Origin of the sequence: Kitasatospora kazusensis, assembly GCF_039529945.1 — a bacterium.
Lineage (GTDB): Bacteria > Actinomycetota > Actinomycetes > Streptomycetales > Streptomycetaceae > Kitasatospora > Kitasatospora kazusensis.
Genome location: NZ_BAAANT010000012.1, coordinates 62901 through 86100 on the forward strand (window position 1 = coordinate 62901; position 23200 = coordinate 86100).

Consider the following 23200-nt stretch of genomic DNA (forward strand, 5'->3'; position numbering starts at 1 on the left):
CGGAGTGAAGATCGGCATCGTCTGTCCGTACGACTGGGACGTCCCCGGTGGTGTCCAGTTCCACATCCGGGACCTGGCCGAGCACCTGATCGCGCTCGGGCACGAGGTCTCCGTGCTGGCGCCCGCCGAGGACGAGTCGGCGCTGCCGCCGTACGTGGTCTCGGCCGGGCGTGCGGTGGCGGTGCCGTACAACGGCTCCGTGGCGCGGCTGAGCTTCGGCATCCTGTCGGCGGCCCGGGTCCGGCGCTGGCTGAACGACGGGCGCTTCGACATCCTGCACGTCCACGAGCCGGCCTCGCCGAGCCTGTCGATGCTGGCGGCCTGGGCGGCCTCCGGCCCGATGGTCGGGACCTTCCACACCTCCAACCCGCGCTCGCGGGCGATGATCGCCGCCTCGCCGATCCTGCAGCCGAGCCTGGAGAAGATGAGCGCCCGGATCGCCGTCAGCGAGTACGCGCGGCGCACCCTGGTCGAGCACCTGGGCGGGGATGCCGTGGTGATCCCCAACGGCGTGGACGTCGGCTTCTTCGCCGACGCCGAGCCGGAGCCGCGTTGGCAGGGCGGCGCCCTGGACGGCCGCCCCGGCACGATCGGGTTCATCGGCCGGATCAACGAGCCGCGCAAGGGCCTGCCGACGCTGCTCGCCGCGATGCCCAAGATCCTCGCCGAGCGCCCCGGCGTCCGGCTGCTGGTGGCCGGCAAGGGCGACGAGGAGGAGGCGGTGGCCGGGCTGGCCCCCGAGGTGCGGGGGCAGATCGAGTTCCTCGGCATGGTCAGCGACCGGGAGAAGGCCCGGCTGCTGCGTAGCGTGGACCTGTACGTGGCGCCGAACACCGGCGGCGAGAGCTTCGGCATCATCCTGGTCGAGGCGATGTCGGCGGGCGCTCCGGTGCTGGCGAGCGACCTGGACGCGTTCAAGCAGGTGCTGGACGGCGGCGGGGCGGGCGAGCTGTTCCCGGTCGAGGACGCGTCGGCGCTGGCCGACGCGGCGGTGCGGCTGCTGGCCGACCCGGACCGGCTGGCCAAACTCCGGGAGGCCGCCTCGCGGCACGTCCGCCGGTTCGACTGGGGGACCGTCGGGGCCGAGATCCTCTCGGTGTACGAGACCGTCACGGACGGCATGCCGCCGGTGGCCGAGGACGAGCGGGTCGGCTGGCGCGAGCGCCTCGGGCTGTCCCGGGACTGACCCGGCGGCGGGCCGGGCGGGGGCCGGCCGGTGCGGTCGGTCGGCGCGCGGCCGCCCGGACCAGGACGTAATGTCACCATTTGACTACCTTTGGTGACACCTGGGAGGACCGATGCCCTCGTCCGCTGACCGGACTGCTGCCGATTCCGCCGGACGGCTCCGGCGGCTCGGGGAGTGGTGCGCGCGGCACGCCGTCGTGGTCGTCGTCCTCTGGCTGGTCGGCCTCGGCGCCCTGCACGGGCTCCAGAACAGCTTCGGCGGCACCTACTCCGACGACTTCTCGCTGCCGGGGACGCAGTCGGACAAGGGCAAGCAGGTGCTCCAGGCGAACGCCCCGGCGGCGGGCGGCACCGGCGCGCAGGTGGTGCTGCACGACGCCCGGGGGCCGCTGACCGGCGTCCAGCCCCAGGTGAACCAGGCGGTCGCCGCCCTCCAGCAGCTCCCGCACGTGCTCTCCGCCAGCAACCCGCTGCCCGCCGCCGGACAGCCGCCGACCGGCGCGCTCTCGGCGGACGGCACGATCGGCTACATCACCGTCAAGTTCAACGTCACCCCGTCCACCCTCGGCCACGCCTACGTCGCCCAGGTGGACACCGCCGTCGCGCCGCTGCGCGCGGCCGGTGTCCAGGTCGAGTACGGCGGGCCGCTCGGCGAACTCGCCCGGCCCGAGACCCGGGACTTCACCAGCGAGGCGATCGGGTTCGCGGTGGCGGTGGTGGTGCTGCTGATCGGCTTCGGCAGCCTGATCGCGGCGGGGCTGCCGCTGCTCACCGCACTGATCAGCGTGATCGTCGGGCTGAGCTGCCTGAGCCTGGTGGCGATCGCGTTCACCTTCGCGAGCGTGTCGCCGACGCTGGCGACGATGATCGGGCTCGGCGTGGGCATCGACTACGCACTGTTCCTGATCACCCGGCACCGCCAGCTGGTGATGGACGGCGAGGAACCGGCGGTGGCGGCCGGCCGGGCGGTGGCCACCAGCGGACGGGCGGTGCTGGTCTCCGGCTGCACGGTGATCGTCGCGCTGGCCGGACTGTACGTCTCCCGGGTGAGTTTCATCGGGAAGCTGGGCGCGGCGGCGGCGGTCACGGTGGTCACGGCCGTGCTCGGCGCGCTCACCCTCGTCCCGGCGCTGCTGGGCCTGATCGGGAGGCGGATCGACCGCTTCCACGTCCGGACCCCCGTGGCGGAGGGCACCGGCGGGCCCGGCGGCCAGGCGCAGGGCGGCTGGCACCGCTACGCGCAGCGGGTCGAACGGCGGCCGTGGTGGTTCCTGGTGGGCGGGGTCGTGGTGGTGGGGGTGCTCGCGATCCCGCTGTTCTCGATCCGGCTCGGGCACATCGGCGACGGCGCGGACCCGACCAGCTTCACCGACCGGCGCGCCTTCGACCTGATCAGCACCGGGTTCGGGCCGGGCGCCAACGGCCCGCTGACCGTCGTCGTCGACCAGACCGCCGTCCCGGCCCAGGACCGGGCGGCGCTCGCCGCCAACCTGCAGAAGGCCCTCACCGGCGTCCCCGGCGCGGCGAGCATCAGCCCGCCGCAGCCGACCGGCAACGGGGAGGTGCTGGTCGCCACCGCGATCTCCACCACCGCGCCGCAGGACGCGGGGACGACCCGGCTGTTCAACCACCTCAAGGACGACGCGCTGCCGCAGGCGGTCGCCGGCACCCAGGCGAAGGCGTACCTGACGGGCACCACCGCCGCGCAGGTGGACTTCCTGGAGCTGATCTCGGCCCGGCTGGCGGGCATCATCGCCGTCGTGGTCGGGCTGGCCTTCGTGATCATCCTGATCGTCTTCCGGGGCCTGCTGGTCGCGCTCAAGGCCGCGGTGCTCAACCTGCTCTCGATCGCGGCCTCCTACGGCGTGGTGGTCGCGGTCTTCCAGTGGGGCTGGGGCGGGCCAGCGCTGGGGGTGTCCGGGACGGTGCCGATCGAGAGCTACGTGCCGATGATGATGTTCGCCATCGTCTTCGGGCTGAGCATGGACTACGAGATCTTCCTGCTGTCCCGCGTGCACGAGGCCTGGGAGCGCACCGGCGACAGCAAGGGCAGCGTCGCCCACGGGCTGGAGATCACCGCGCGGGTGATCACCTGCGCCGCGCTGATCATGGTCAGTGTGTTCGCGGCGTTCGTCCTGAGTGACAACATCGTGGTGAAGATGCTGGGGCTGGGGCTCGCCGTCAGCGTCCTGGTGGACGCCACCGTCGTCCGCCTGCTGCTCGTCCCGGCGGTGATGACGCTGCTCGGCAGCCGGGCCTGGTGGCTCCCCGCCTGGCTCGACCGCCTCCTCCCGCACGTCGACACCGAGGGCTGAGGGCCCGCCCGCCGGATGGTGCAAGTTCGGGCGGGCTGCGAAGCTGCGGCGCGGCCTCTTAGGATCTGAGGGTTGCCCGCCCCGACCGCCGGAGGTTCCCGTGCCGCAGATCACCGTCGACCGCTCACCGACCCTGCGGCTGGACCGGCGGCCGTTCGCCGCCGAGCTGCACCCGCTGGTCGCCTCGGTGATCGGCTCCCCGGCGGCCGACTGCAAGACCCGCTTCCGCCGGATCGAGGAGGCCTTCATCGGTGACGGCACGCCCGAGCGGGCCATGGTCCTGCTGGAGATCCGGCTGCTGGCCGGCCGCAGCGCCGAGGTGAAGACCGAACTCGCCGAGCGCGTCCTCGCGTTGCTGGAGAAGCACGCCGTCCCCGAGCCCGGGGACGAACTGCACCTGGCCGTCGAGGTGGTGGACGTCGACCGCGCCTCCTACCGCAAGAGCGTGTCCGCGGCGCGGTAGCGTAGCGCCCCGTGACTACCTGGATCTGGGCCGCCGTCGCGGTCGTGCTGTGCGCCGTGTACCTGAGTTGGACGGCGGGGCGGCTCGACAGACTGCACGCCCGGATCGACGCGGCGCGGGCCTCGCTGGACGCGCAGCTCGTCCGGCGGGCCTCCGTCGCGTTGGAGCTGGCGACCTCCTCGACGCTGGATCCGGCCGCCTCGATCCTGCTCTACGAGGCCTCGCACGCCGCGCGGCAGGCCGAGGACGAGCACCGCGAGGTGGCCGAGAGCGAGCTGAGCCTCGCGCTGCGCGCGGTGTTCGCCGAGCCCGAGCAGGTGGCCGCGCTGGCCGCCGCGCCGGGCGGCGAGGCGGCGTTGAAGGAGCTCACGGCCGCCGTGCGGCGGGTGCCGATGGCCCGGCGCTTCCACAACGACGCGGTGCGGGCGGCGCGCGCGGTGCGCGAGCACCGGCTGGTGCGTTACCTGCGGCTGGCCGGCCGGGCGCCGTTCCCGCTGGCGTTCGAGATGGACGACGAGCCGCCGTCCGCGCTCACTCCGCACGGCGCGGCCGGTTGAGCGCACCCCGGGTGCGGGCGCCTCGACCGGCGGACTCCCGTAATGTCGCCGGTGCCCTATTTCCGCAGGCGGGGCGCCGAAGAGTTTTCTAGGTTTTACAGCCTGTTTGTCGTATCCCGAACGCCCGGCTGGACCGGGTGGCGCATGGGCGCGAGGTGTTTCGGGCCTACGATAGGGCGATAGCACTGGTACATCTGGTTCATCAGCACTGGTACATCTTCGAGTGAGGTCTCACGTGTCCACCACCCCCATCACCGCAGACCAGCCGCAGATCGGCACCGCCCGGGTCAAGCGCGGCATGGCCGAGCAGCTCAAGGGCGGTGTGATCATGGATGTGGTCAACGCCGAGCAGGCGAAGATCGCCGAGGACGCCGGTGCGGTGGCCGTCATGGCGCTGGAGCGGGTCCCGGCCGACATCCGCAAGGACGGCGGCGTCGCGCGGATGTCCGACCCCGACATGATCGACGGCATCATCAACGCCGTCTCCATCCCGGTGATGGCCAAGTCGCGCATCGGCCACTTCGTCGAGGCCCAGGTCCTCCAGGCGCTCGGCGTCGACTACATCGACGAGTCCGAGGTGCTGACCCCGGCCGACGAGGTCAACCACTCCGACAAGTGGGCGTTCACCACCCCCTTCGTCTGTGGCGCCACCAACCTGGGTGAGGCCCTGCGCCGCATCGCCGAGGGCGCGGCCATGATCCGCTCCAAGGGTGAGGCCGGCACCGGCAACGTCGTCGAGGCCGTCCGCCACATGCGGCAGATCCGCGCCGACATCAAGCGTCTGACCACCCTGGACGAGACCGAGCTGTTCGTCGCGGCGAAGAACCTCCAGGCGCCGTACGAGCTGGTCAAGGAGGTCGCCCAGCTGGGCAAGCTCCCGGTGGTGCTGTTCTCCGCCGGCGGTGTGGCCACCCCGGCCGACGCGGCCCTGATGATGCAGCTCGGTGCCGAGGGCGTCTTCGTCGGCTCCGGCATCTTCAAGTCCGGCGACCCGGCCAAGCGTGCCGCCGCCGTCGTGAAGGCCACCACCTTCTTCGACGACCCGAAGATCATCGCGGATGTCTCGCGCGGTCTCGGCGAGGCCATGGTCGGCATCAACTGCGACACCCTGCCGGAGTCCGAGCGCTACGCCAACCGCGGCTGGTAGTCCCGAACTCCCGTCGGCCCGCCGCGCAGACCTCCTGGAGCGCGGCGGGCCGGCGCACGTATTCGTCCTGCACTGAAGAGGTAGCAACCGTGTCGAGCAGCACCCCAGTCATCGGCGTCCTGGCCCTGCAGGGCGACGTCCGCGAGCACCTGGTCGCGCTGGCCGAGGCCGATGCGCTGGCCCGTCCGGTGCGGCGCGCCGAGGAGCTGGCCGAGGTCGACGGGCTGGTGATCCCCGGCGGGGAGTCCACCACCATCTCCAAGCTGGCCCTCGCCTTCGGGCTGATGGAGCCGCTGCGCGAGCGGGTCGCCGCCGGGATGCCCGCGTACGGGTCCTGCGCGGGCATGATCATGCTGGCGGACAAGATCCTGGACGGCCGGGCCGACCAGGAGACCATCGGCGGCATAGACATGACCGTCCGGCGCAACGCCTTCGGGCGCCAGAACGAGTCCTTCGAGTCCGCGATCGCCTTCCAGGGCCTGACGCAGGACCCGGTGCACGGCGTCTTCATCCGTGCCCCCTGGGTCGAGTCGGTCGGCGCTGGCGTCGAGGTGCTGGCCGAGCTGCCGGCGGCCGACGGCCCGGAGAGCAGGATCGTGGCGGTCCGTCAGGGCAATCTGCTGGCGACCTCGTTCCACCCCGAACTGACCGGCGACCACCGGGTGCACGCGTACTTCGTCCAGATGGTCGAGAACGCCGCAGCCTCCGGCGCCGGCGGGCGCTCCTGATCCGGCGCCGACGCTCCTTGCGGTGCATGCCGCGCTGACAGCGCACCCGGCACCGGTAAGATCTCTCCTGTTCATTTCCCTTTTGGCGACGTAAAGGAGCTGGTGATGTCCGGCCACTCTAAGTGGGCTACCACCAAGCACAAGAAAGCCGTGATCGACGCCAAGCGCGGCAAGCTCTTCGCCAAGATGATCAAGAACATCGAGGTGGCGGCGCGCACCGGTGGCGCCGACATGGCGGGCAACCCGACGCTGCTCGACGCCGTTCAGAAGGCGAAGAAGAGCTCGGTCCCCAACAAGAACATCGACAGCGCGGTCAAGCGTGGTGCGGGTCTGGAGGCCGGCGGCGCCGACTACCAGACGATCATGTACGAGGGCTACGGCCCGAACGGTGTCGCGGTGCTCATCGAGTGCCTCACCGACAACCGCAACCGTGCCGCCTCCGACGTCCGGGTCGCGATGACCCGCAACGGCGGCAACATGGCCGACCCGGGCTCGGTGTCGTACCTGTTCAACCGCAAGGGCGTCGTGGTCGTCCCGAAGGCGGACGGGGTCGACGAGGACAAGGTGTTCGAGGTCGTCCTGGAGGCCGGCGCGCTGGAGGTCACCGACCTCGGCGACAGCTTCGAGGTGCTCAGCGAGGCGACCGACCTGGTGCCGGTCCGCTCCGCGCTGGTGGCGGCCGGGATCGACTACGACTCCGCGGACACCAACTTCGTGGCGGACCTCCAGGTCCCGCTGGACGTGGACGGTGCCCGCAAGATCCTGAAGCTGATCGATGCGCTGGAGGACAGCGACGACGTGCAGAACGTCTTCGCCAACTTCGACATCAGCGACGAGGTCGGCGCGGAACTCGATGCGGAGTAACTCGCGTTAGCGAGTGTGCCGACAGGGGCGCGGGGAACTGCGCGACCGGGGCTCTACGGAGCTGCACGGTCGCGCGCGCAGTTCCCCGCGCCCCTGTTGTGGTTTCCGTGAGCGGTTCCCTGCGCGCTCTTGTCCGACCCGGCGGGTAGCCTTCGCTGGTCGGACGAGAAGGGTGGGGCTTCGAGGTGCGGGTGCTGGGTGTGGACCCTGGGCTGACCAGGTGCGGCGTCGGGGTGGTCGACGGCGCGCCGGGCCGTCCGTTGAAGATGGCCGGGGTCGGCGTGGTGCGCACCCCGGCCGAGGCGGAGATCGGCCCTCGGCTGCTGCTGATCGAACAGGGCCTGGAGCTCTGGCTGGACGAGTACCGGCCCGACCTGGTCGCCGTCGAGCGGGTGTTCGCCCAGCACAACGTCCGTACCGTGATGGGCACCGCGCAGGCCAGCGCCGTCGCGATGCTCTGCGCCACCAGGCGCGGCATCCCCGTCACCCTGCACACCCCCAGCGAGGTCAAGGCCGCCGTCACCGGCTCCGGCCGGGCCGACAAGGCCCAGGTCACCGCGATGGTCACCCGGCTGCTGCGGCTCGACGCCCCGCCCAAGCCCGCCGACGCCGCCGACGCGCTGGCGTTGGCCATCTGTCACATCTGGCGCGGCTCGGCGGCCGGGAAGATCGCCGCCGCCCTCGCCCAACAGCAGCAGCAGACTCCCCGCCCGACCGTCCGTCAGGAGTACCGCCGGTGATCGCCTTCGTCCAGGGCCCGGTTGCGGCCATCACCCCCGGCAGCGCCGTGATCGAGGTCGGCGGTGTCGGCATGCTGGTCAAGTGCACCCCCCGGACGCTCGCCGAGCTGCGGATCGGTCAGCACGCCCGGCTCACCACCGCCCTGATCGTCAAGGAGGAGTCACTCACCCTGTACGGCTTCGCCGACGAGGACGAGCGCGCCACCTTCGACGTCCTGCTCACCGCCAGCGGCGTCGCCGCCACCATGGCCCTCGCCATGCTGGCCGTCTTCACCCCGGACGAGCTGCGCCGGGCCGTCGCCCAGGGGGACGCCAAGTCCCTGACGGCCGTGCCCCGGATCGGTCCGAAGCTGGCGCAGAAGCTGCTGCTGGAGTACAAGGACAAGCTCGGCGTGCCGCACGGCGGCGTCCCGGCCCAGAAGCCGGTCGCCGCAGGTCCGGCGCCGTGGAGCGAGCAGCTGCACGCGGCCCTGGTCGGCCTCGGCTACGCTCCGCGCGAGGCGGACGAGGCCGTCACCGCCGTCACCCCGGACGCCGAGGCGCAGTCCGTGACCGATGTCGGCGCGCTGCTCAAGTCCGCTCTGCGCACTCTCGCCCGCACCCGCTAACACCCCTCCCAGGAGCCAGCCCCGATGAGCCCGTACGACTCCGACCCCACCGACCGCCTGCGGGCCGATCCGGTGCTGGCGGCGGCTGCCGACGGCGAGGACCTGGCGGTGGACGCGGCGCTGCGCCCGAAGCTGCTGGACGAGTTCATCGGGCAGGAGCGGGTCCGCGAGCAGCTCTCGGTGGTGCTCCAGGCGGCCCGCAAGCGCGGCAGCACACCGGACCACGTGCTGCTCAGCGGCCCGCCCGGGCTGGGCAAGACCACCCTCTCCATGATCATCGCGGCCGAGCTGAACGCCCCGATCCGGATCACCTCCGGCCCGGCCATCCAGCACGCCGGCGACCTCGCGGCGATCCTCTCCTCGCTCACCGAGGGCGAGGTGCTCTTCCTGGACGAGATCCACCGGATGTCGCGCCCGGCCGAGGAGATGCTCTACATGGCGATGGAGGACTTCCGGGTCGACGTGATCGTCGGCAAGGGCCCCGGTGCCACCGCCATCCCGCTGGAGCTGCCCCCGTTCACCCTGGTCGGCGCCACCACCCGGGCCGGCCTGCTGCCGCCGCCGCTGCGCGACCGCTTCGGCTTCACCGGGCACATGGAGTTCTACGCCCCCGCCGAGCTGGAGCTGGTGGTGCACCGCTCGGCCGCCCTGCTGGACGTCGAGATCGACCCGGTCGGCGCCGCCGAGATCGCCGGCCGCTCCCGGGGCACGCCCCGGATCGCCAACCGGCTGCTGCGCCGGGTCCGCGACTACGCCCAGGTCAGGCACGACGGTGTGATCACCAAGGAGATCGCCGCCCAGGCCCTGCGGGTGTACGAGGTCGACGAGCGTGGTCTGGACCGCCTCGACCGCGCGGTGCTCACCGCGCTGCTGAAGCTGTTCGGCGGCGGCCCGGTGGGGCTGTCCACGCTGGCCGTCGCGGTGGGGGAGGAGGCCGAGACGGTCGAGGAGGTCGCCGAGCCGTTCCTGGTCCGCGAGGGCCTGCTGGCCCGGACCCCGCGCGGCCGGATCGCCACCGCCGCCGCCTGGCGGCACCTGGGCCTCGTCCCCCCGGTCTAGACCGGCCGGCGCCTGCCGGGCGGCGGTCCCCGGACCGGCCGTGGCACGGTGATCGCACGGCCGGGACCGTTCACCGGTAGGAGGGACACCTCGGACCGACCTCGCAGGTCGCTCCGGAAACGGTGTGGTCGGAGGGTCGCCACTTTTGGCAGCAGGATGACATGCTTGGCGTTGTCCGATCAGTGCGGGTCGCCTAGACTCCGCCGGACCGCCCCTCTCACCTGATGGGCCGACGACCACCACTGGCCGCCTCGTCGGGCGGCCCGTAAAGGACTCTGGCTGCTGTGTTTAACCTCCTTCTTCCCGTCATTATGATCGCCGCGCTCTTCATGCTGTTCCGGTCGAACAAGAAGCGACAGGAACAGTCCAAGGAGATGCGTTCGGCGATGGAGCCCGGCTCCGGGGTGCGCACCATCGGCGGCATGTACGCGCTGGTGAAGGCCGTCAACGAGGAGACCGTCGAGCTGGAGGTCGCGCCGGGCGTGGTCGCGCACTACACCAAGAGCGCCATCGCCGCCGTCCTGGACCCGCAGGAGTACGACGCGATCATCAACGGCCGGCCCGAGGAGGAGGAGCTCGCGGAGCTGGACGAGTCCGAGGAGGAGACCGCCGACGAGAAGCCGCTGAGCCTCGACAAGAGCGTTTCCGACAAGAAGGACGTCTCGGGCAGCGACGGCACTGACGGCGAGACCCCGGCTACCAAGTAGTACGGTCGGGCCAGAACCCGGCCCTGCGGCACCCCAGCCGCGAGCCCCACAGGACCTCAGGGCCGCCCGCGCCGTTCCCCCTGCCCAGCCACGAGCCGGGCGGGGGCCCGGCCGCGGCGGCATGGACAGGGAGAAACGAGCAAGGTGGCAACACCCAAGTCGCGCCCGCGCGACGGTCACCCGGGACGGGCGCTTGCCCTCATCCTGGCGGTGACCGTCGGCCTGGTCGCCCTCATGTTCGGGACGGGCCACACCACGCCGCGTCTCGGGATCGACCTCGCCGGTGGTACCAGCGTCACGCTGACCGCCAAGTCGGACGACCCCTCCGCGATCAACCAGTCCAACATGGACATCGCGGTCGGGATCATCCAGAAGCGCGTCAACGGGATGGGCGTCTCCGAGGCGGAGGTGCAGACCCAGGGCAGCAACACCATCATCGCCAGCATCCCCAACGGCGGTGACCGGGAGAACGCGATCCAGCAGGTCGGCACCACGGCCAAGCTGTACTTCCGTCCCGTGCTGGCGCTCGCTCCCACCGGTGTGACCATCCCGGCTCCCTCGGCGAGCCCCAGCGCCGCCGGCTCCAAGAGCCCGAGTGCCGCGCCCTCCGGCAGCGCCTCGGCCTCCGCGAGTGCCTCCGCCGGTGCGGCCTCCGCCGCGCCGTCCGCGAGCAGCACCAAGCAGGGCCGCGCCGTCTCGGACGCGCTCACCGACACGACGGCCTCGCCGTCCGCCCCGGCGAGTGCGAACGCGAGCGCCCCGGCCGCGTCCCCGAGCGCCCCCGCCTCGGCGGCTCCCAGCATGCCGAGCAACCCGGCCGAGATCTCGGCGGCGCTCACCCAGGGCACCGTCCCGCCGGAGCTGCAGGCGCAGTACACCGCGCTGGACTGCTCCAACCAGGCGCAGCGCAAGGACTACCAGACCACCCCGGACAAGAACGCCGTGGCGTGCAGCTACGACGCCGAGTCCAAGGTCTGGTACAAGTTCGCGCTCGGCCCGGTCGCGGTGCAGGGCTCGGACGTCTCCAGCGCGCAGGCCGGCTTCGACACCCAGCACGCCAGCGGCTGGCAGGTGAACCTGTCGTTCAACGACACGGGTTCCAAGGCCTTCGCCGCCACCACCGGCAAGCTCGCCACCCAGCAGAGCCCGGCCAACCAGTTCGCCATCGTGCTGGACGGCCAGGTCGTCTCGCACCCGTACGTCAGCCAGTCGATCACCGGCGGTTCCGCCACGATCTCCGGCAGCTTCGGCCAGACCGAGGCCAAGGGCCTCGCCAACGTGCTGAGCTACGGCGCCCTGCCGCTGACCTTCGACAAGAGCGACGTCACCACCGTCTCGGCCCAGCTCGGCGGTGACCAGCTGCACGCCGGCCTGATCGCCGGTGCGATCGGCCTGCTCCTGGTCGTCCTGTACTCGCTGGTCTACTACCGCGGCCTCGGCCTGGTCTCGATCGCGGGTCTGGTCGTCTCGGCGGTCCTCACCTACGCCATCATGTGCCTGCTCGGCGCGGGGATCGGCTTCGCGCTGAACCTCCCGGCCGTCTGCGGCGCGATCGTGGCGATCGGTATCACGGCGGACTCGTTCATCGTGTACTTCGAACGCATCCGCGACGAGGTCCGCGACGGCGCCCCGCTGCGCCCGGCCGTCCAGCGCGCCTGGCCGCGCGCCCGGCGCACCATCCTGGTCTCGGACTTCGTGTCCTTCCTCTGTGCCGCCGTGCTCTACCTGGTCTCGGTCGGCAAGGTGCAGGGCTTCGCCTTCACCCTCGGCCTGACCACCCTGCTCGACGTCGTGGTGATCTTCCTCTTCACCAAGCCGCTGATCACCCTGCTGGCCCGCCGGAAGTTCTTCGCCGACGGCCACCCGTGGTCCGGCCTGGACCCGAAGCGACTGGGCGCCCGCGTCCCGGTGCGCGGCCGTCGTCGCACCTCCACCACCGCTTCCGCCGCGAAGGAGGTCTGACGCCATGTCACGCTTCAGCAATCTCGGCCACCGTCTCTACCAGGGCGAGGTCAGCTTCGACTTCGTCGGCCGCCGCAAGATCTGGTACAGCATCTCCGGCGTCATCGTGCTGGTCGCGGCGATCGGCCTGGCGATGGGCCTGCACCTGGGCATCGAGTTCAAGGGTGGTGCCGTCTACACGGTCACCAAGCCGGGTCTGACGGTCACCCAGGCGCAGGACGTCGCCAGCAAGATCACCGGTAACGCCAACAGCCTGGTGCAGTCGACCGACAAGTCGATCAAGATCCAGGTCAGCTCGGACGTGAAGGTCGACTCGGTCACCTTCATCAAGGAGCTCTCGACCGACCTGGGCGTGAGCAGCGACAAGATCAACGCCCAGGTGGTCGGCCCGAGCTGGGGCCACGAGATCTCCCAGAAGGCCCTGACCGGCCTGGTGATCTTCATGATCCTGGTGACGATCTACCTGGCCATCGCGTTCGAGTGGCGGATGGCGGTCGCCGCCCTGGTGGCGCTGATCCACGACCTCCTGATCACCATCGGCGTCTACGCCCTGGTGGGCTTCCAGGTCACCCCCGGTACGGTGATCGGCTTCCTGACCATCCTCGGGTACTCGCTCTACGACACGGTCGTCGTCTTCGACACCGTGAAGGAGAACTCGAAGGGGATCACCAAGCAGAACAAGGTCACCTTCAGCGAGGCGGCCAACGCGGGCCTCAACCAGACCCTGGTGCGCTCCATCAACACCACGGTCGTCGCGCTGCTCCCGGTCGCCGCACTGCTGTTCATCGGCGGCGGCCTGCTGGGCGCCGGCACGCTGAACGACATCTCGCTCGCCCTCTTCATCGGCCTCGCGGCCGGTGCGTACTCCTCGATCTGCGTGGCCACCCCGCTGTACGCGCAGCTCAAGGAGGCCACCCCGGAGATGCGCGCGCTGGCCAAGCGGGTCGCCCAGCGTCGCGCCGCCGACGCGAAGGCCGCCGCCGAGGCGCCCGAGGGCTCGTCCGACGAGGACGAGGCCGAGGACGAGGGTGCCGAGGCCGATGCGGGTATGGTCGGACAGCGCAAGCAGCCGGTCAGCCGGTCCCGCTCCAAGGGCCGTCCGTCCGGCAAGCACTGATCCCCAGCTGGTAAGGAACCCCCGTGACCTCCCCCTCCGACCCCGCCCTGGCCGAGCTGCTGAACAGCCGGATCCGGGACGTACCGGACTACCCGAAGCCGGGCGTGCTCTTCAAGGACATCGCCCCGCTGCTCGCCGACGCCGAGGCCTTCGCGGCCCTCACCCAGGCGCTGGCGGACCGCGCGAAGGCGCTCGGGGCCACCAAGGTGGTCGGGCTGGAGGCACGGGGGTTCGTGCTCGCGGCCCCGGCGGCGTTCGCCGCCGGGCTCGGCTTCGTGCCGATCCGCAAGGCCGGCAAGCTGCCCGGCGAGGTGTTCGGGAAGTCGTACGACCTGGAGTACGGCTCCGCCACGCTGGAGGTCCAGTGCGACGCCTTCAGCCCGGGTGAGCGCGTCCTGGTCGTCGACGACGTGCTGGCCACCGGCGGCACCATCGCCGCCTCGCTCGACCTGCTCCGCCAGGCCGGCGCCCAGCTGGCCGGCGTGGTCGTCCTGATGGAGCTGGGCTTCCTGCCCGGCCGCGAGCGGCTGGCCGGGCACCTCGACGGCGCTCCGCTGGAGACGCTCGTCACGGTCTGATCCGTCCCGGCGGAGGGCGGCGGTCACCCCGGTGGCCGCCGCCCTCGGCGTTCCCGGGGGCGGGTGGCCGGACGGGCGGGCTCCGGGCTCGGTACCATGAAGGTTCATCCCTTCCCAGTTGTGCGAGGGGAAGGCACCGTGCCCCGAGGAGAGTCCTTGCCCGACGAGGTTGTGCCCACGGCAGAGGCCCCCACCCCCGACAACCGGCCCGCGCCCTCGGGGGCGGCTCCGGTACGTCCGGGCTCGCCGGCCTCCGCGCCTCGCCCCACCTCCTCCGGCGGTATGCGCGCCCGGCTGGCCCGCCTCGGCGGCCAGCGTAGTTCGCTGCTCAACCCGGTGCTGGAGCCGCTCTTCCGGACGATCCGGGCGCAGGACCCGAAGGCCGACCCGGCACTGCTGCGCGACATCGAGCGCGCGTACGCCGTCGCCGAGAAGTGGCACCGCGGCCAGAAGCGCAAGAGTGGCGACCCGTACATCACCCACCCGCTGGCCGTCGCGACGATCCTGGCCGAGCTGGGCATGGACGCCGCGACGCTGATGGCGGGCCTGCTGCACGACACCGTCGAGGACACCGACTACGGCCTGGAGACGCTGCGCCGCGACTTCGGCGACTCGGTCGCCCTGCTGGTCGACGGCGTCACCAAGCTGGACCGGGTGAAGTTCGGCGAGGCCGCGCAGGCCGAGACCGTCCGCAAGATGGTCGTGGCGATGGCCAAGGACCCGCGGGTCCTGGTGATCAAGCTCGCCGACCGCCTGCACAACATGCGCACCATGCGCTACCTCAAGCGGGAGAAGCAGGAGAAGAAGGCCCGCGAGACGCTGGAGATCTACGCCCCGCTGGCGCACCGGCTGGGCATGAACACCATCAAGTGGGAGCTGGAGGACCTCGCCTTCGCGATCCTCTACCCCAAGATGTACGACGAGATCGTGCGTCTGGTGGCCGAGCGCGCGCCCAAGCGGGACGAGTACCTGGCGACCGTCATCGACCAGGTCCAGGGCGACCTGCGCGGTGCCCGGATCACCGGCTCGGTGACCGGACGGCCCAAGCACTACTACTCGGTCTACCAGAAGATGATCGTGCGAGGCCGCGACTTCGCCGAGATCTACGACCTGGTGGGCATCCGGGTCCTGGTCGACACCGTCCGCGACTGCTACGCCGCACTGGGCACGATCCACGCGCGATGGAACCCCGTCCCCGGGCGTTTCAAGGACTACATCGCGATGCCCAAGTTCAACATGTACCAGTCGCTGCACACCACGGTGATCGGCCCCGGCGGCAAGCCGGTCGAGCTGCAGATCCGCACCTTCGACATGCACCGCCGCGCCGAGTACGGCATCGCCGCGCACTGGAAGTACAAGCAGCGCGCGGTGGCCGGCGCCTCCAAGGTCCGCTCCGACACGCCCTCCCAGGTGCGCAAGGAGGACAAGGCCGGCGCGGTCAACGAGATGGCCTGGCTGCGGCAGCTGCTGGACTGGCAGAAGGAGACCGAGGACCCGAGCGAGTTCCTGGAGTCGCTGCGGTTCGACCTCTCCACCAACGAGGTCTTCGTCTTCACGCCCAAGGGCGACGTGATAGCGCTCCCGGCGGGCGCCACCCCGGTGGACTTCGCCTTCGCGGTGCACACCGAGGTCGGGTACCGCTGCATAGGAGCCCGGGTCAACGGGCGGCTGGTGCCGCTGGAGTCGACGCTGGAGAACGGCGACGCCGTCGAGGTGTTCACCTCGAAGGCGGAGAACGCGGGCCCGTCCAGGGACTGGCTGGGCTTCGTCAAGTCGCCCAGAGCCCGGAACAAGATCAAGGCGTGGTTCTCCAAGGAGCGCCGCGAGGAGGCGATCGAGCAGGGCAAGGAGGCCATCGCGCGGGCGATGCGCAAGCAGGGCCTGCCGATCCAGCGCATCCTGACCGGCGACTCGCTGGTCACCCTGGCGCACGAGATGCGCTACCCCGACATCTCGTCGCTGTACGCGGCGATCGGCGAAGGCCACGTCGCGGCGCAGAACATCGTCCAGAAGCTGGTGCAGGCACTCGGCGGCGAGGAGGGCGCGACCGACGACCTCGCCGAGACGGCCACCCCGACGCACGACGGCGGCCGCGCGGCGCGCCGCCGGGCCAAGGGCGACCCGGGCATCATCGTCAAGGGCGTCGAGGACGTCTGGGTCAAGCTGTCCCGCTGCTGCACCCCGGTGCCGGGCGACCCGATCGTCGGCTTCGTCACGCGCGGCAACGGCGTCTCGGTGCACCGCTCGGACTGCGTCAACGTCGAGTCGCTGACCCAGCAGCCCGAGCGCATGATCGAGGTCGAGTGGGCGGCCACCCAGTCGTCCGTCTTCCTGGTCGCCATCCAGGTCGAGGCGCTGGACCGCTCGCGCCTCCTCTCGGACGTCACCCGGGTGCTCTCCGACCAGCACGTCAACATCCTGTCGGCGGCGGTGCAGACCTCGCGCGACCGGGTCGCGATGAGCCGCTTCACCTTCGAGATGGGGGATCCGAAGCACCTCGGGCACGTGCTCAAGGCCGTTCGCGGCGTCGAGGGCGTGTACGACGTGTACCGGGTGACCTCGGCACGGAAGTAGGGCTCCGCCAGGAGCCCGAAGGGGCGCGGGGAACTGCGCGAAGCGGGAGGCGGTGAGCCGCTGCCTTCCGAATCGCGCAGTTCCCCGCGCCCCTTGTGGTGACCCGATCAGGACCGGGTCACTCAGCCGCTGAACTCCTCAAGGCTCTTGAGGGCCTGGTCGAGCAGGGCCTGACGGCCCGCCAGCTCGGTCTCCAGCTTGGCGGCCTTGCTCGCGTTGTTCGCCGCGCGGGCCTTGTCCAGGTCGGCCTGGAGCTTGTCGATCGCGGACTGGAGCAGCCCGGTCATGCCGGCCGCGCGGGCCTTGGCCTCCGGGTTGGAGCGCTTCCACTCGGCGTCCTCCGCCTCGCGGATCGCCCGCTCGACGGTGTTCAGCCGGGCGTCCAGCCGGGGCCGGGCGTCGCGCGGGACGTGGCCGATGGCCTCCCAGCGCTCGCTGACCTCGCGCAGGGCGGCCTTGGCGGCCTTGAGGTCGGTGATCGGCAGGATCGCCTCCGCCTCGACCAGCAGGGCCTCCTTGAGCTTCTGGTTCTCACCCTGCTCGGCGTCGCGCTCGCTGAAGACGGCGGAGCGGGCCTGGAAGAAGACGTCCTGCGCGCCCCGGAACCGGGCCCACAGCTCTTCCTCGGCGTCCCGCTGGGCGCGCCCGGCGGACTTCCACTGCGTCATCAGGTCGCGGTAGCGGGCCGCGGTGTCGCCCCACTCGGTGGAGCCGGAGAGCGCCTCGGCCTCGGCGACCAGCTTCTCCTTCTCCGCGCGGGCCTCGTCGCGCTCGGCGTCCAGGGTCGCGAAGTGCGCCTTGCGGTGCTTGGAGAACACCGAGCGGGCGTGCGAGAACCGGTGCCAGAGCTCGTCGTCGCTCTTGCGGTCGAGCCGGGGCAGGGCCTTCCAGATGTCCACCAGGGCGCGCAGCCGGTCCCCGGCCTCCCGCCACTGGGTGGACTCGGCGAGCTGCTCGGCCTCGACGACCAGCTTCTCCTTGGCCACCCGGGTCTCGTCCTGCGCCTTGGCCTTGGCGGCCTTGCGCTCGACCTGCTTGGACTCGATCTCGGAGGCCAGGGTGTCCAGGCGCTTGGCGAGTGCCGCCAGGTCGCCGACCGCGTGTGCCTCGACGACCTGCGCGCGCAGGTGCTCCAGCGCTGCCAGGGCCTCCTTGGCGGCGAGGTCGGTCTTGCGTACGCGGTGTTCCAGCAGGCCGATCTCGGCTGCCAGCCCCTCGAACTTGCGCTCGAAGTAGGCGAGGGCCTCCTCGGGGGAGCCTGCCTGCCAGGAGCCGACGGCGCGTTCGCCCTCGGCCGTCCTGACGTAGACGGTCCCCTGCTCGTCGACACGGCCCCACGGATCGCTGGTCACAGCGCCTCCTCCACATGACGTCGCGCCCACGGACCCGTGGTGCGCGTACGTCGTCCACAGTTGATGTGCGGCGGACCGATGAGGTCCGCCGTCCGAGCCGTCGCCGCCCGAGGACCGGGCGAAGTTCTGCCGAGGGTGTCGGCCGACGGTCAGGGCACCCTATACAACAGCAACATAGGGGACCAGCGCCGGTGCTGTCCGCATCCGGGCCGGTCGACTTCACGCGGCGCTGCGGGGCGGCCCCGTCCGGGGCGGCCGGCCCGCAGCGCCGTGCGGGATCAACCCTTGACGGTGGTCACCGAGTTGAGTACGACGTTGGCGTTCGGCGCACCGTCGCCGGTGCCGCCCTGGACGCCGCCGGTGGCGATGTTCTGGAGCACGTCCAGGCCGCCGGTGATCTTGCCGAACGGGGTGTAGTTCGGGGGCAGCTGGGTGTCCTTGTAGACCAGGAAGAACTGGCTGCCGTTGGTGCCCGGGCCCGCGTTCGCCATCGCGACGGTGCCCGCCGGGTAGGTCGCGCCCGACAGGTTCTCGTCCTTGAACTGGTACCCCGGGCCGCCCGAGCCGCTGCCGGTCGGGTCGCCGCACTGCAGGACGTAGATGCCCTCGGTGGTGAGGCGGTGGCACTTGACGTGGTCGAAGTACTGCTCACCCGACAGGAAGGCGAAGGAGTTGACGGTGTGCGGCGCCTTGCCGGCGTCCAGCGTCAGCGTGACCTTGCCGCAGCTGGTGTCCAGCGTCGACGTGTAGGTCGCACCGGTGTCGACCGTCATGGCCGGCTCGGCCTTCCACTGCTTGCCGTTCGGCTGGCCGGCGGCCGGCGGGTTGCAGCCCTTGACTGCGACCGGAGCGGCCGGCGTCGAGGCGCCGGGCGTCGCGGGGGCGGAGGCGCTCGGCGCCGCCTGCGGGGTGCTGCTCTTGGCCTTGGAGTCGAAGGCCCCGGCGGCCCACGCGCTGCCGGCGGCGATGACGACCACGGCCAGGGAGCCGCCGATGATGCCGTTGCGGCGCCGGGCGCGCTGCTGAGCCTCGGCCCGACGCTGCATCTGCCGGTCGTACTTCTCGCGGGCGAGCTGGCGCCGCCGCTGTTCGCTGGTGACCACGGGGCCGTGTCTCCTACATATCTGCCGGACGTCTGAAGAATCTGAAGGTGTCGGATCCAAATGATGATGTTCCTGCGGATCATCGCACCTACAGGCGGCCAAGTGTAGGGACCTCGTCTGTGAGTACGAGATCACCGGTGAAAGTCCTAGGTCACAATTTCACCGGACCGGCCTAGGCCGACACCCGGGACGGATCGCCCGGATCTGGTTCGCTAGCGGTGCCGTACCGCCGGTAGGCTGCCCCGAGAGCCTGTATTCCGCCCGCCCGATCCTGTCCGCCCGACCCGATTGAGGACTCGCGTGTTCATCGCCGGATTTCCCGCCGGAGCCTGGGGCACCAACTGCTACCTGGTCGCACCGGCCGCCGGTGAGGAGTGCGTGATCGTCGACCCCGGTCACGAGGCGGCCCAGGGCGTCGAGGACCTCGTCCGCGAGCACGGGCTCAAGCCCGTCGCGGTGGTCCTCACCCACGGGCACATCGACCACGTCGCCTCGGTGATGCCGATCTGCGGCGCGCGCGGCGTCCCGGCCTGGATCCACCCCGAGGACCGCTACATGCTGGCCGACCCGGAGAAGGCGCTCGGCCGCTCGCTCGGGCAGCAGCTGATGGGCAGCCTCACCGTCGGCGAGCCGGACGACGTCCGGGAGCTGACCGACGGCAGCGTCCTGGAGCTGGCCGGCCTGCAGCTCACCGTCGACCACGCGCCCGGCCATACCAGGGGGTCGGTGACCTTCAGGACGCCCGCCGCGAACGACATCCCTCCGGTGTTCTTCTCGGGCGACCTGCTCTTCGCCGGCTCCATCGGGCGCACGGACCTCCCGGGCGGCGACAGCGACGCGATCATGGCCTCGCTGGCCCGGGTCTGCCTGCCCCTCGACGACGCCACCGTGGTCCTCTCCGGACACGGCGGCCAGACCACCATCGGCCGTGAGCGCGCCACCAACCCCTACCTCCAGCAGGCGGCGGGTGCGCTCGGCGCACCGGCCTTCCCGCGACGAGGAATGTGACGGAAGAGAAGTTGAGCACCTTCAGCGCCCCCAAGGGCACCTACGACCTGCTGCCGCCGAGCTCCGCCACCTTCCTGGCGATCCGCGAGCGGCTCAGCGCCCCGCTGCGCCGCTCCGGCTACGGCTACATCGAGACGCCGGTCTTCGAGGACGTCAAGCTCTTCTCGCGCGGTGTCGGTGAGTCCACCGACATCGTCAGCAAGGAGATGTACAACCTCACCACCAAGGGCGGCGACGAGCTCGCGCTGCGCCCCGAGGGCACCGCCTCGGTCGTCCGCGCGGCGCTCCAGGCCAACCTGCACAAGCTCGGCAACCTGCCGGTCAAGCTCTGGTACTCGGGCTCCTTCTACCGCTACGAGCGGGCCCAGAAGGGCCGCTACCGCCAGTTCGCCCAGATCGGCGCCGAGGCGATCGGCGCGGAGGACCCGGCGCTGGACGCCGAGCTGGTCATCCTGGCCGACGACGCCTTCCGCTCGCTCGGCCTGCGCGACTACCGCCTGCTGGTCAACAGCCTCGGCGACAAGCAGTGCCGCCCGGTCTACCGTGCCGCGCTGGTCGAGTTCCTGGCCGGGCTGGACCTGGACGAGGAGACCCGCCGCCGCGCCGAGATCAACCCGCTGCGCGTGCTGGACGACAAGCGCGAGTCCGTGCAGGCCCAGCTGACCGACGCCCCGCGCCTGCGCGACTACCTCTGCGAGGAGTGCAAGGCGTACGACGAGCAGGTCCGCGAGCTGCTCACCGCCGCCGGTGTCGCCTTCGTCGACGACCCCAAGCTGGTGCGCGGGCTGGACTACTACACCCGCACCACCTTCGAGTTCGTGCACAACGGCCTCGGCGCGCAGTCCGCGATCGGCGGCGGCGGCCGGTACGACGGCCTCTCCGAGATGCTCGGCGGGCCCGCCCTGCCGTCCGTCGGCTGGGGCCTCGGCGTCGACCGCACCTACCTCGCGATGGAGGCCGAGGGCATCGTCCTCGACCTGCCCGCCAGCACCTCGGTCTACGCCGTCGCGCTCGGCGAGGAGGCCAAGAACGTCCTGTTCGCCAAGGTCGTCGAGCTGCGCCGGGCCGGCGTCGCCACCGACCTCGCCTTCGGCGTCAAGGGCATCAAGAACGCCATGAAGTCCGCCGACCGGTCCGGCGCCCGCTTCGCCCTCGTCGCCGGGGACCGAGATCTCGCCGCCGGTGTCGTCCAGCTCAAGGACATGACCACCGGCGAGCAGACCCCCGTCGCCCTCGAAGCACTTGTCACCACCCTGAAGGAGAAGCAGCTGTGATCCGCACGCACGACGCGGGCACGCTCCGCGCGGAGCACGCCGGCACCACCGTCACCCTGGCCGGCTGGGTCGCCCGCCGCCGCGACCACGGCGGCGTGGCCTTCATCGACCTGCGCGACGCCTCCGGCACCGTGCAGATCGTGGCCCGCGACCTGGAGGCGATCGGCGACCTCCGGTCCGAGTACTGCGTCAAGGTCACCGGCGAGGTCCGGGTCCGCCCGGAGGGCAACGAGAACCCCGACATCGCCACCGGCGCCGTCGAGCTCGTCGTCGCCGAGCTGGAGGTGCTCTCCGAGGCCGCCGCGCTGCCGTTCCAGGTCGCCGAGTACGAGCCCGGCACGGTCAACGAGGAGGTCCGGCTGCGCTACCGCTACCTGGACCTGCGCCGTGAGGGCCCGGCCCGCGCGCTGCGCCTGCGCTCGAAGGTCAACCACATCATCCGCACGGTGATGGAGGAGAACGACTACCTCGACATCGAGACGCCGTACCTCACCCGCTCCACCCCCGAGGGCGCCCGCGACTTCCTCGTCCCGGTCCGCCTGCAGCCCGGCCACTGGTACGCCCTGCCGCAGTCGCCGCAGCTGTTCAAGCAGCTGCTGATGGTCGCCGGCATGGAGCGGTACTACCAGATCGCCCGCTGCTTCCGCGACGAGGACTTCCGCGCCGACCGGCAGCCGGAGTTCACCCAGCTGGACATCGAGGCCTCGTTCGTCGACCAGGAGGACATCCTGGCCCTCGGCGAGAAGGTCGTCTCCCGGATCTGGTCCGACGTGCACGGCTACGAGCTGCCCAGCCCGCTGCCGCGCATGACGTACGCCGACGCGATGAACCGCTACGGCTCCGACAAGCCGGACGTCCGCTTCGGCCAGGAACTCACCGACCTCACCGAGTACTTCAAGGGCACCGAGTTCCGCGTCTTCCAGGCGCCGTACGTCGGCGCGGTCGTGATGCCCGGCGGCGCCTCGCAGCCCCGCAAGCAGCTCGACGCCTGGCAGGACTGGGCCAAGGCGCGCGGCGCCCGTGGCCTCGCCTACGTCGTCATCGACGCCGAGACGGGCGAGCTGCGCGGCCCGGTCGCCAAGAACCTGAACGAGGAGCACCTGGCCGGCCTCGCGGCCGCCGCCGGTGCCAAGAACGGTGACGCGATCTTCTTCGCGGCGGGCAAGAAGACCGCCTCGCAGGAGCTGCTCGGCGCCGCCCGTCTGGAGATCGGCAAGCGCTGCGAGCTGATCGACGAGTCCCAGTGGGCCTTCCTCTGGGTCGTGGACTTCCCGATGTTCGAGCCGATCGAGGACGACAAGGGCGAGTTCCAGGGCTGGCACGCGGTGCACCACCCCTTCACCGCGCCGACCGCCGAGTCGCTGGCCACCTTCGACACCGACCCGGGCAGTGCGCTCTCCAACGCGTACGACCTGGTGCTCAACGGCTCGGAGCTGGGCGGCGGTTCGATCCGTATCCACCAGCGCGAGGTGCAGAAGCGGGCGTTCGACGCGATCGGCCTCAGCGAGGAGGAGGCGCAGTCGCAGTTCGGCTTCCTGCTGGACGCCTTCAACTACGGCCCGCCGCCGCACGGTGGTGTCGCCTTCGGCCTGGACCGCATCGTCACCCTGCTCGGCGGGTACGACACCATCCGCGACGTCATCGCCTTCCCGAAGACGTCCACCGGCGGCGACCCGCTCACCGGTGCCCCGACCCCGATCACCCCGGCCCAGCGCCGGGAGGCCGGCGTGGACGCCAAGCCCAAGGTCCGCGAGGAAGCCAAGTCGGAGTCCGCAGAGCAGGCCTGACGCCCTGTCGGACAGTTTCACCTTCGCGGCCCCGGCCCGGTGCGAGCCCGCACCGGGCCGGGGCCCGTCCAC

Annotated in this window: 20 protein-coding genes; 18 read left to right on the forward strand and 2 right to left on the reverse strand. The window is 71.3% G+C overall.

Translation table 11 applies throughout. The features are described 5' to 3' along the window. Positions 1-4 precede the first annotated feature (4 nt). From ABD330_RS13130 to ABD330_RS13200, 15 genes are all read left to right on the forward strand, one after another. Positions 5-1186 carry a glycosyltransferase family 4 protein gene (locus tag ABD330_RS13130; protein WP_344464301.1) on the forward strand — a complete coding sequence of 394 codons (1182 nt, stop codon included), beginning with the start codon at positions 5-7 and terminating at the stop codon, positions 1184-1186. A 112-nt stretch (positions 1187-1298) separates the two neighbouring features. Then, positions 1299-3500 (forward strand): MMPL family transporter, encoded by a 2202-nt coding sequence (locus tag ABD330_RS13135; RefSeq protein WP_344464303.1) that lies wholly within the window; start codon positions 1299-1301, stop codon positions 3498-3500. 100 nt (positions 3501-3600) lie between these two features. Continuing rightward, complete coding sequence (locus tag ABD330_RS13140; protein ID WP_344464305.1) at positions 3601-3963, forward strand: 5-carboxymethyl-2-hydroxymuconate Delta-isomerase; 363 nt, start codon at positions 3601-3603, stop codon at positions 3961-3963. Positions 3964-3974: 11 nt separating this feature from the next. Continuing rightward, positions 3975-4520, forward strand: coding sequence for a hypothetical protein (locus ABD330_RS13145; RefSeq protein ID WP_344464307.1), 546 nt, complete (start codon positions 3975-3977; stop codon positions 4518-4520). A 235-nt stretch (positions 4521-4755) separates the two neighbouring features. Then, positions 4756-5667, forward strand: coding sequence for a pyridoxal 5'-phosphate synthase lyase subunit PdxS (gene pdxS, locus ABD330_RS13150; protein ID WP_280715516.1), 912 nt, complete (start codon positions 4756-4758; stop codon positions 5665-5667). Positions 5668-5756: 89 nt separating this feature from the next. Further along, positions 5757-6395, forward strand: a complete 639-nt coding sequence (gene pdxT, locus ABD330_RS13155; protein ID WP_344464310.1) for a pyridoxal 5'-phosphate synthase glutaminase subunit PdxT — start codon at positions 5757-5759, stop codon at positions 6393-6395. Positions 6396-6500: 105 nt separating this feature from the next. Further along, positions 6501-7259 (forward strand): YebC/PmpR family DNA-binding transcriptional regulator, encoded by a 759-nt coding sequence (locus ABD330_RS13160; RefSeq protein WP_344464312.1) that lies wholly within the window; start codon positions 6501-6503, stop codon positions 7257-7259. A gap of 185 nt (positions 7260-7444) precedes the next feature. Beyond that, positions 7445-7999, forward strand: coding sequence for a crossover junction endodeoxyribonuclease RuvC (gene ruvC / locus ABD330_RS13165; protein ID WP_344464314.1), 555 nt, complete (start codon positions 7445-7447; stop codon positions 7997-7999). Continuing rightward, on the forward strand, positions 7996-8607 hold the full coding sequence (gene ruvA, locus ABD330_RS13170) for a Holliday junction branch migration protein RuvA (RefSeq protein ID WP_344464316.1): 612 nt from the start codon (positions 7996-7998) through the stop codon (positions 8605-8607). The genes ruvC and ruvA overlap by 4 nt, the downstream gene beginning before the upstream one ends. A 24-nt stretch (positions 8608-8631) precedes the next feature. Further along, positions 8632-9666, forward strand: coding sequence for a Holliday junction branch migration DNA helicase RuvB (gene ruvB, locus ABD330_RS13175; protein ID WP_344464318.1), 1035 nt, complete (start codon positions 8632-8634; stop codon positions 9664-9666). 284 nt (positions 9667-9950) lie between these two features. Further along, the gene (yajC, locus tag ABD330_RS13180) at positions 9951-10373 is read left to right on the forward strand and encodes a preprotein translocase subunit YajC (protein WP_344464320.1); all 423 of its coding nucleotides are present in this window, start codon (positions 9951-9953) and stop codon (positions 10371-10373) included. Positions 10374-10517: 144 nt separating this feature from the next. Further along, a complete protein-coding gene (secD, locus tag ABD330_RS13185; RefSeq protein ID WP_425555520.1) occupies positions 10518-12335 on the forward strand; it encodes a protein translocase subunit SecD in 1818 nt (605 codons plus the stop codon). A 4-nt stretch (positions 12336-12339) separates the two neighbouring features. After that, on the forward strand, positions 12340-13452 hold the full coding sequence (gene secF, locus ABD330_RS13190; RefSeq protein WP_344464322.1) for a protein translocase subunit SecF: 1113 nt from the start codon (positions 12340-12342) through the stop codon (positions 13450-13452). A 23-nt stretch (positions 13453-13475) separates the two neighbouring features. Beyond that, entirely contained in the window at positions 13476-14030 is a 555-nt protein-coding gene (locus ABD330_RS13195; protein WP_344464324.1) for an adenine phosphoribosyltransferase, read from the forward strand. Between the two features lie 96 nt (positions 14031-14126). After that, entirely contained in the window at positions 14127-16604 is a 2478-nt protein-coding gene (locus ABD330_RS13200; RefSeq protein ID WP_425555521.1) for a RelA/SpoT family protein, read from the forward strand. Between the two features lie 122 nt (positions 16605-16726). Here ABD330_RS13200 and ABD330_RS13205 read toward each other — a convergent pair whose 3' ends face one another. Together ABD330_RS13205 and ABD330_RS13210 are read right to left on the reverse strand one after the other, a co-directional pair. Further along, positions 16727-17956 (reverse strand): DUF349 domain-containing protein, encoded by a 1230-nt coding sequence (locus ABD330_RS13205; protein ID WP_344464326.1) that lies wholly within the window; start codon positions 17954-17956, stop codon positions 16727-16729. A gap of 278 nt (positions 17957-18234) precedes the next feature. Next, entirely contained in the window at positions 18235-19059 is an 825-nt protein-coding gene (locus tag ABD330_RS13210) for a peptidylprolyl isomerase (protein WP_344464329.1), read from the reverse strand. Positions 19060-19359: 300 nt separating this feature from the next. On the opposite strand from ABD330_RS13210, the gene ABD330_RS13215 reads away from it, so the two are divergent. Genes ABD330_RS13215 through aspS form a run of 3 tightly spaced genes read left to right on the forward strand, consistent with a single transcriptional unit; the run spans position 19360 to position 23128 of the window. Beyond that, positions 19360-20067, forward strand: a complete 708-nt coding sequence (locus ABD330_RS13215) for an MBL fold metallo-hydrolase (protein WP_344464331.1) — start codon at positions 19360-19362, stop codon at positions 20065-20067. Between the two features lie 11 nt (positions 20068-20078). Further along, a complete protein-coding gene (hisS, locus tag ABD330_RS13220; RefSeq protein ID WP_344464333.1) occupies positions 20079-21341 on the forward strand; it encodes a histidine--tRNA ligase in 1263 nt (420 codons plus the stop codon). Next, positions 21338-23128, forward strand: coding sequence for an aspartate--tRNA ligase (aspS, locus tag ABD330_RS13225; RefSeq protein ID WP_344464335.1), 1791 nt, complete (start codon positions 21338-21340; stop codon positions 23126-23128). The genes hisS and aspS overlap by 4 nt, the downstream gene beginning before the upstream one ends. The last annotated feature ends 72 nt before the right edge of the window (positions 23129-23200 follow it).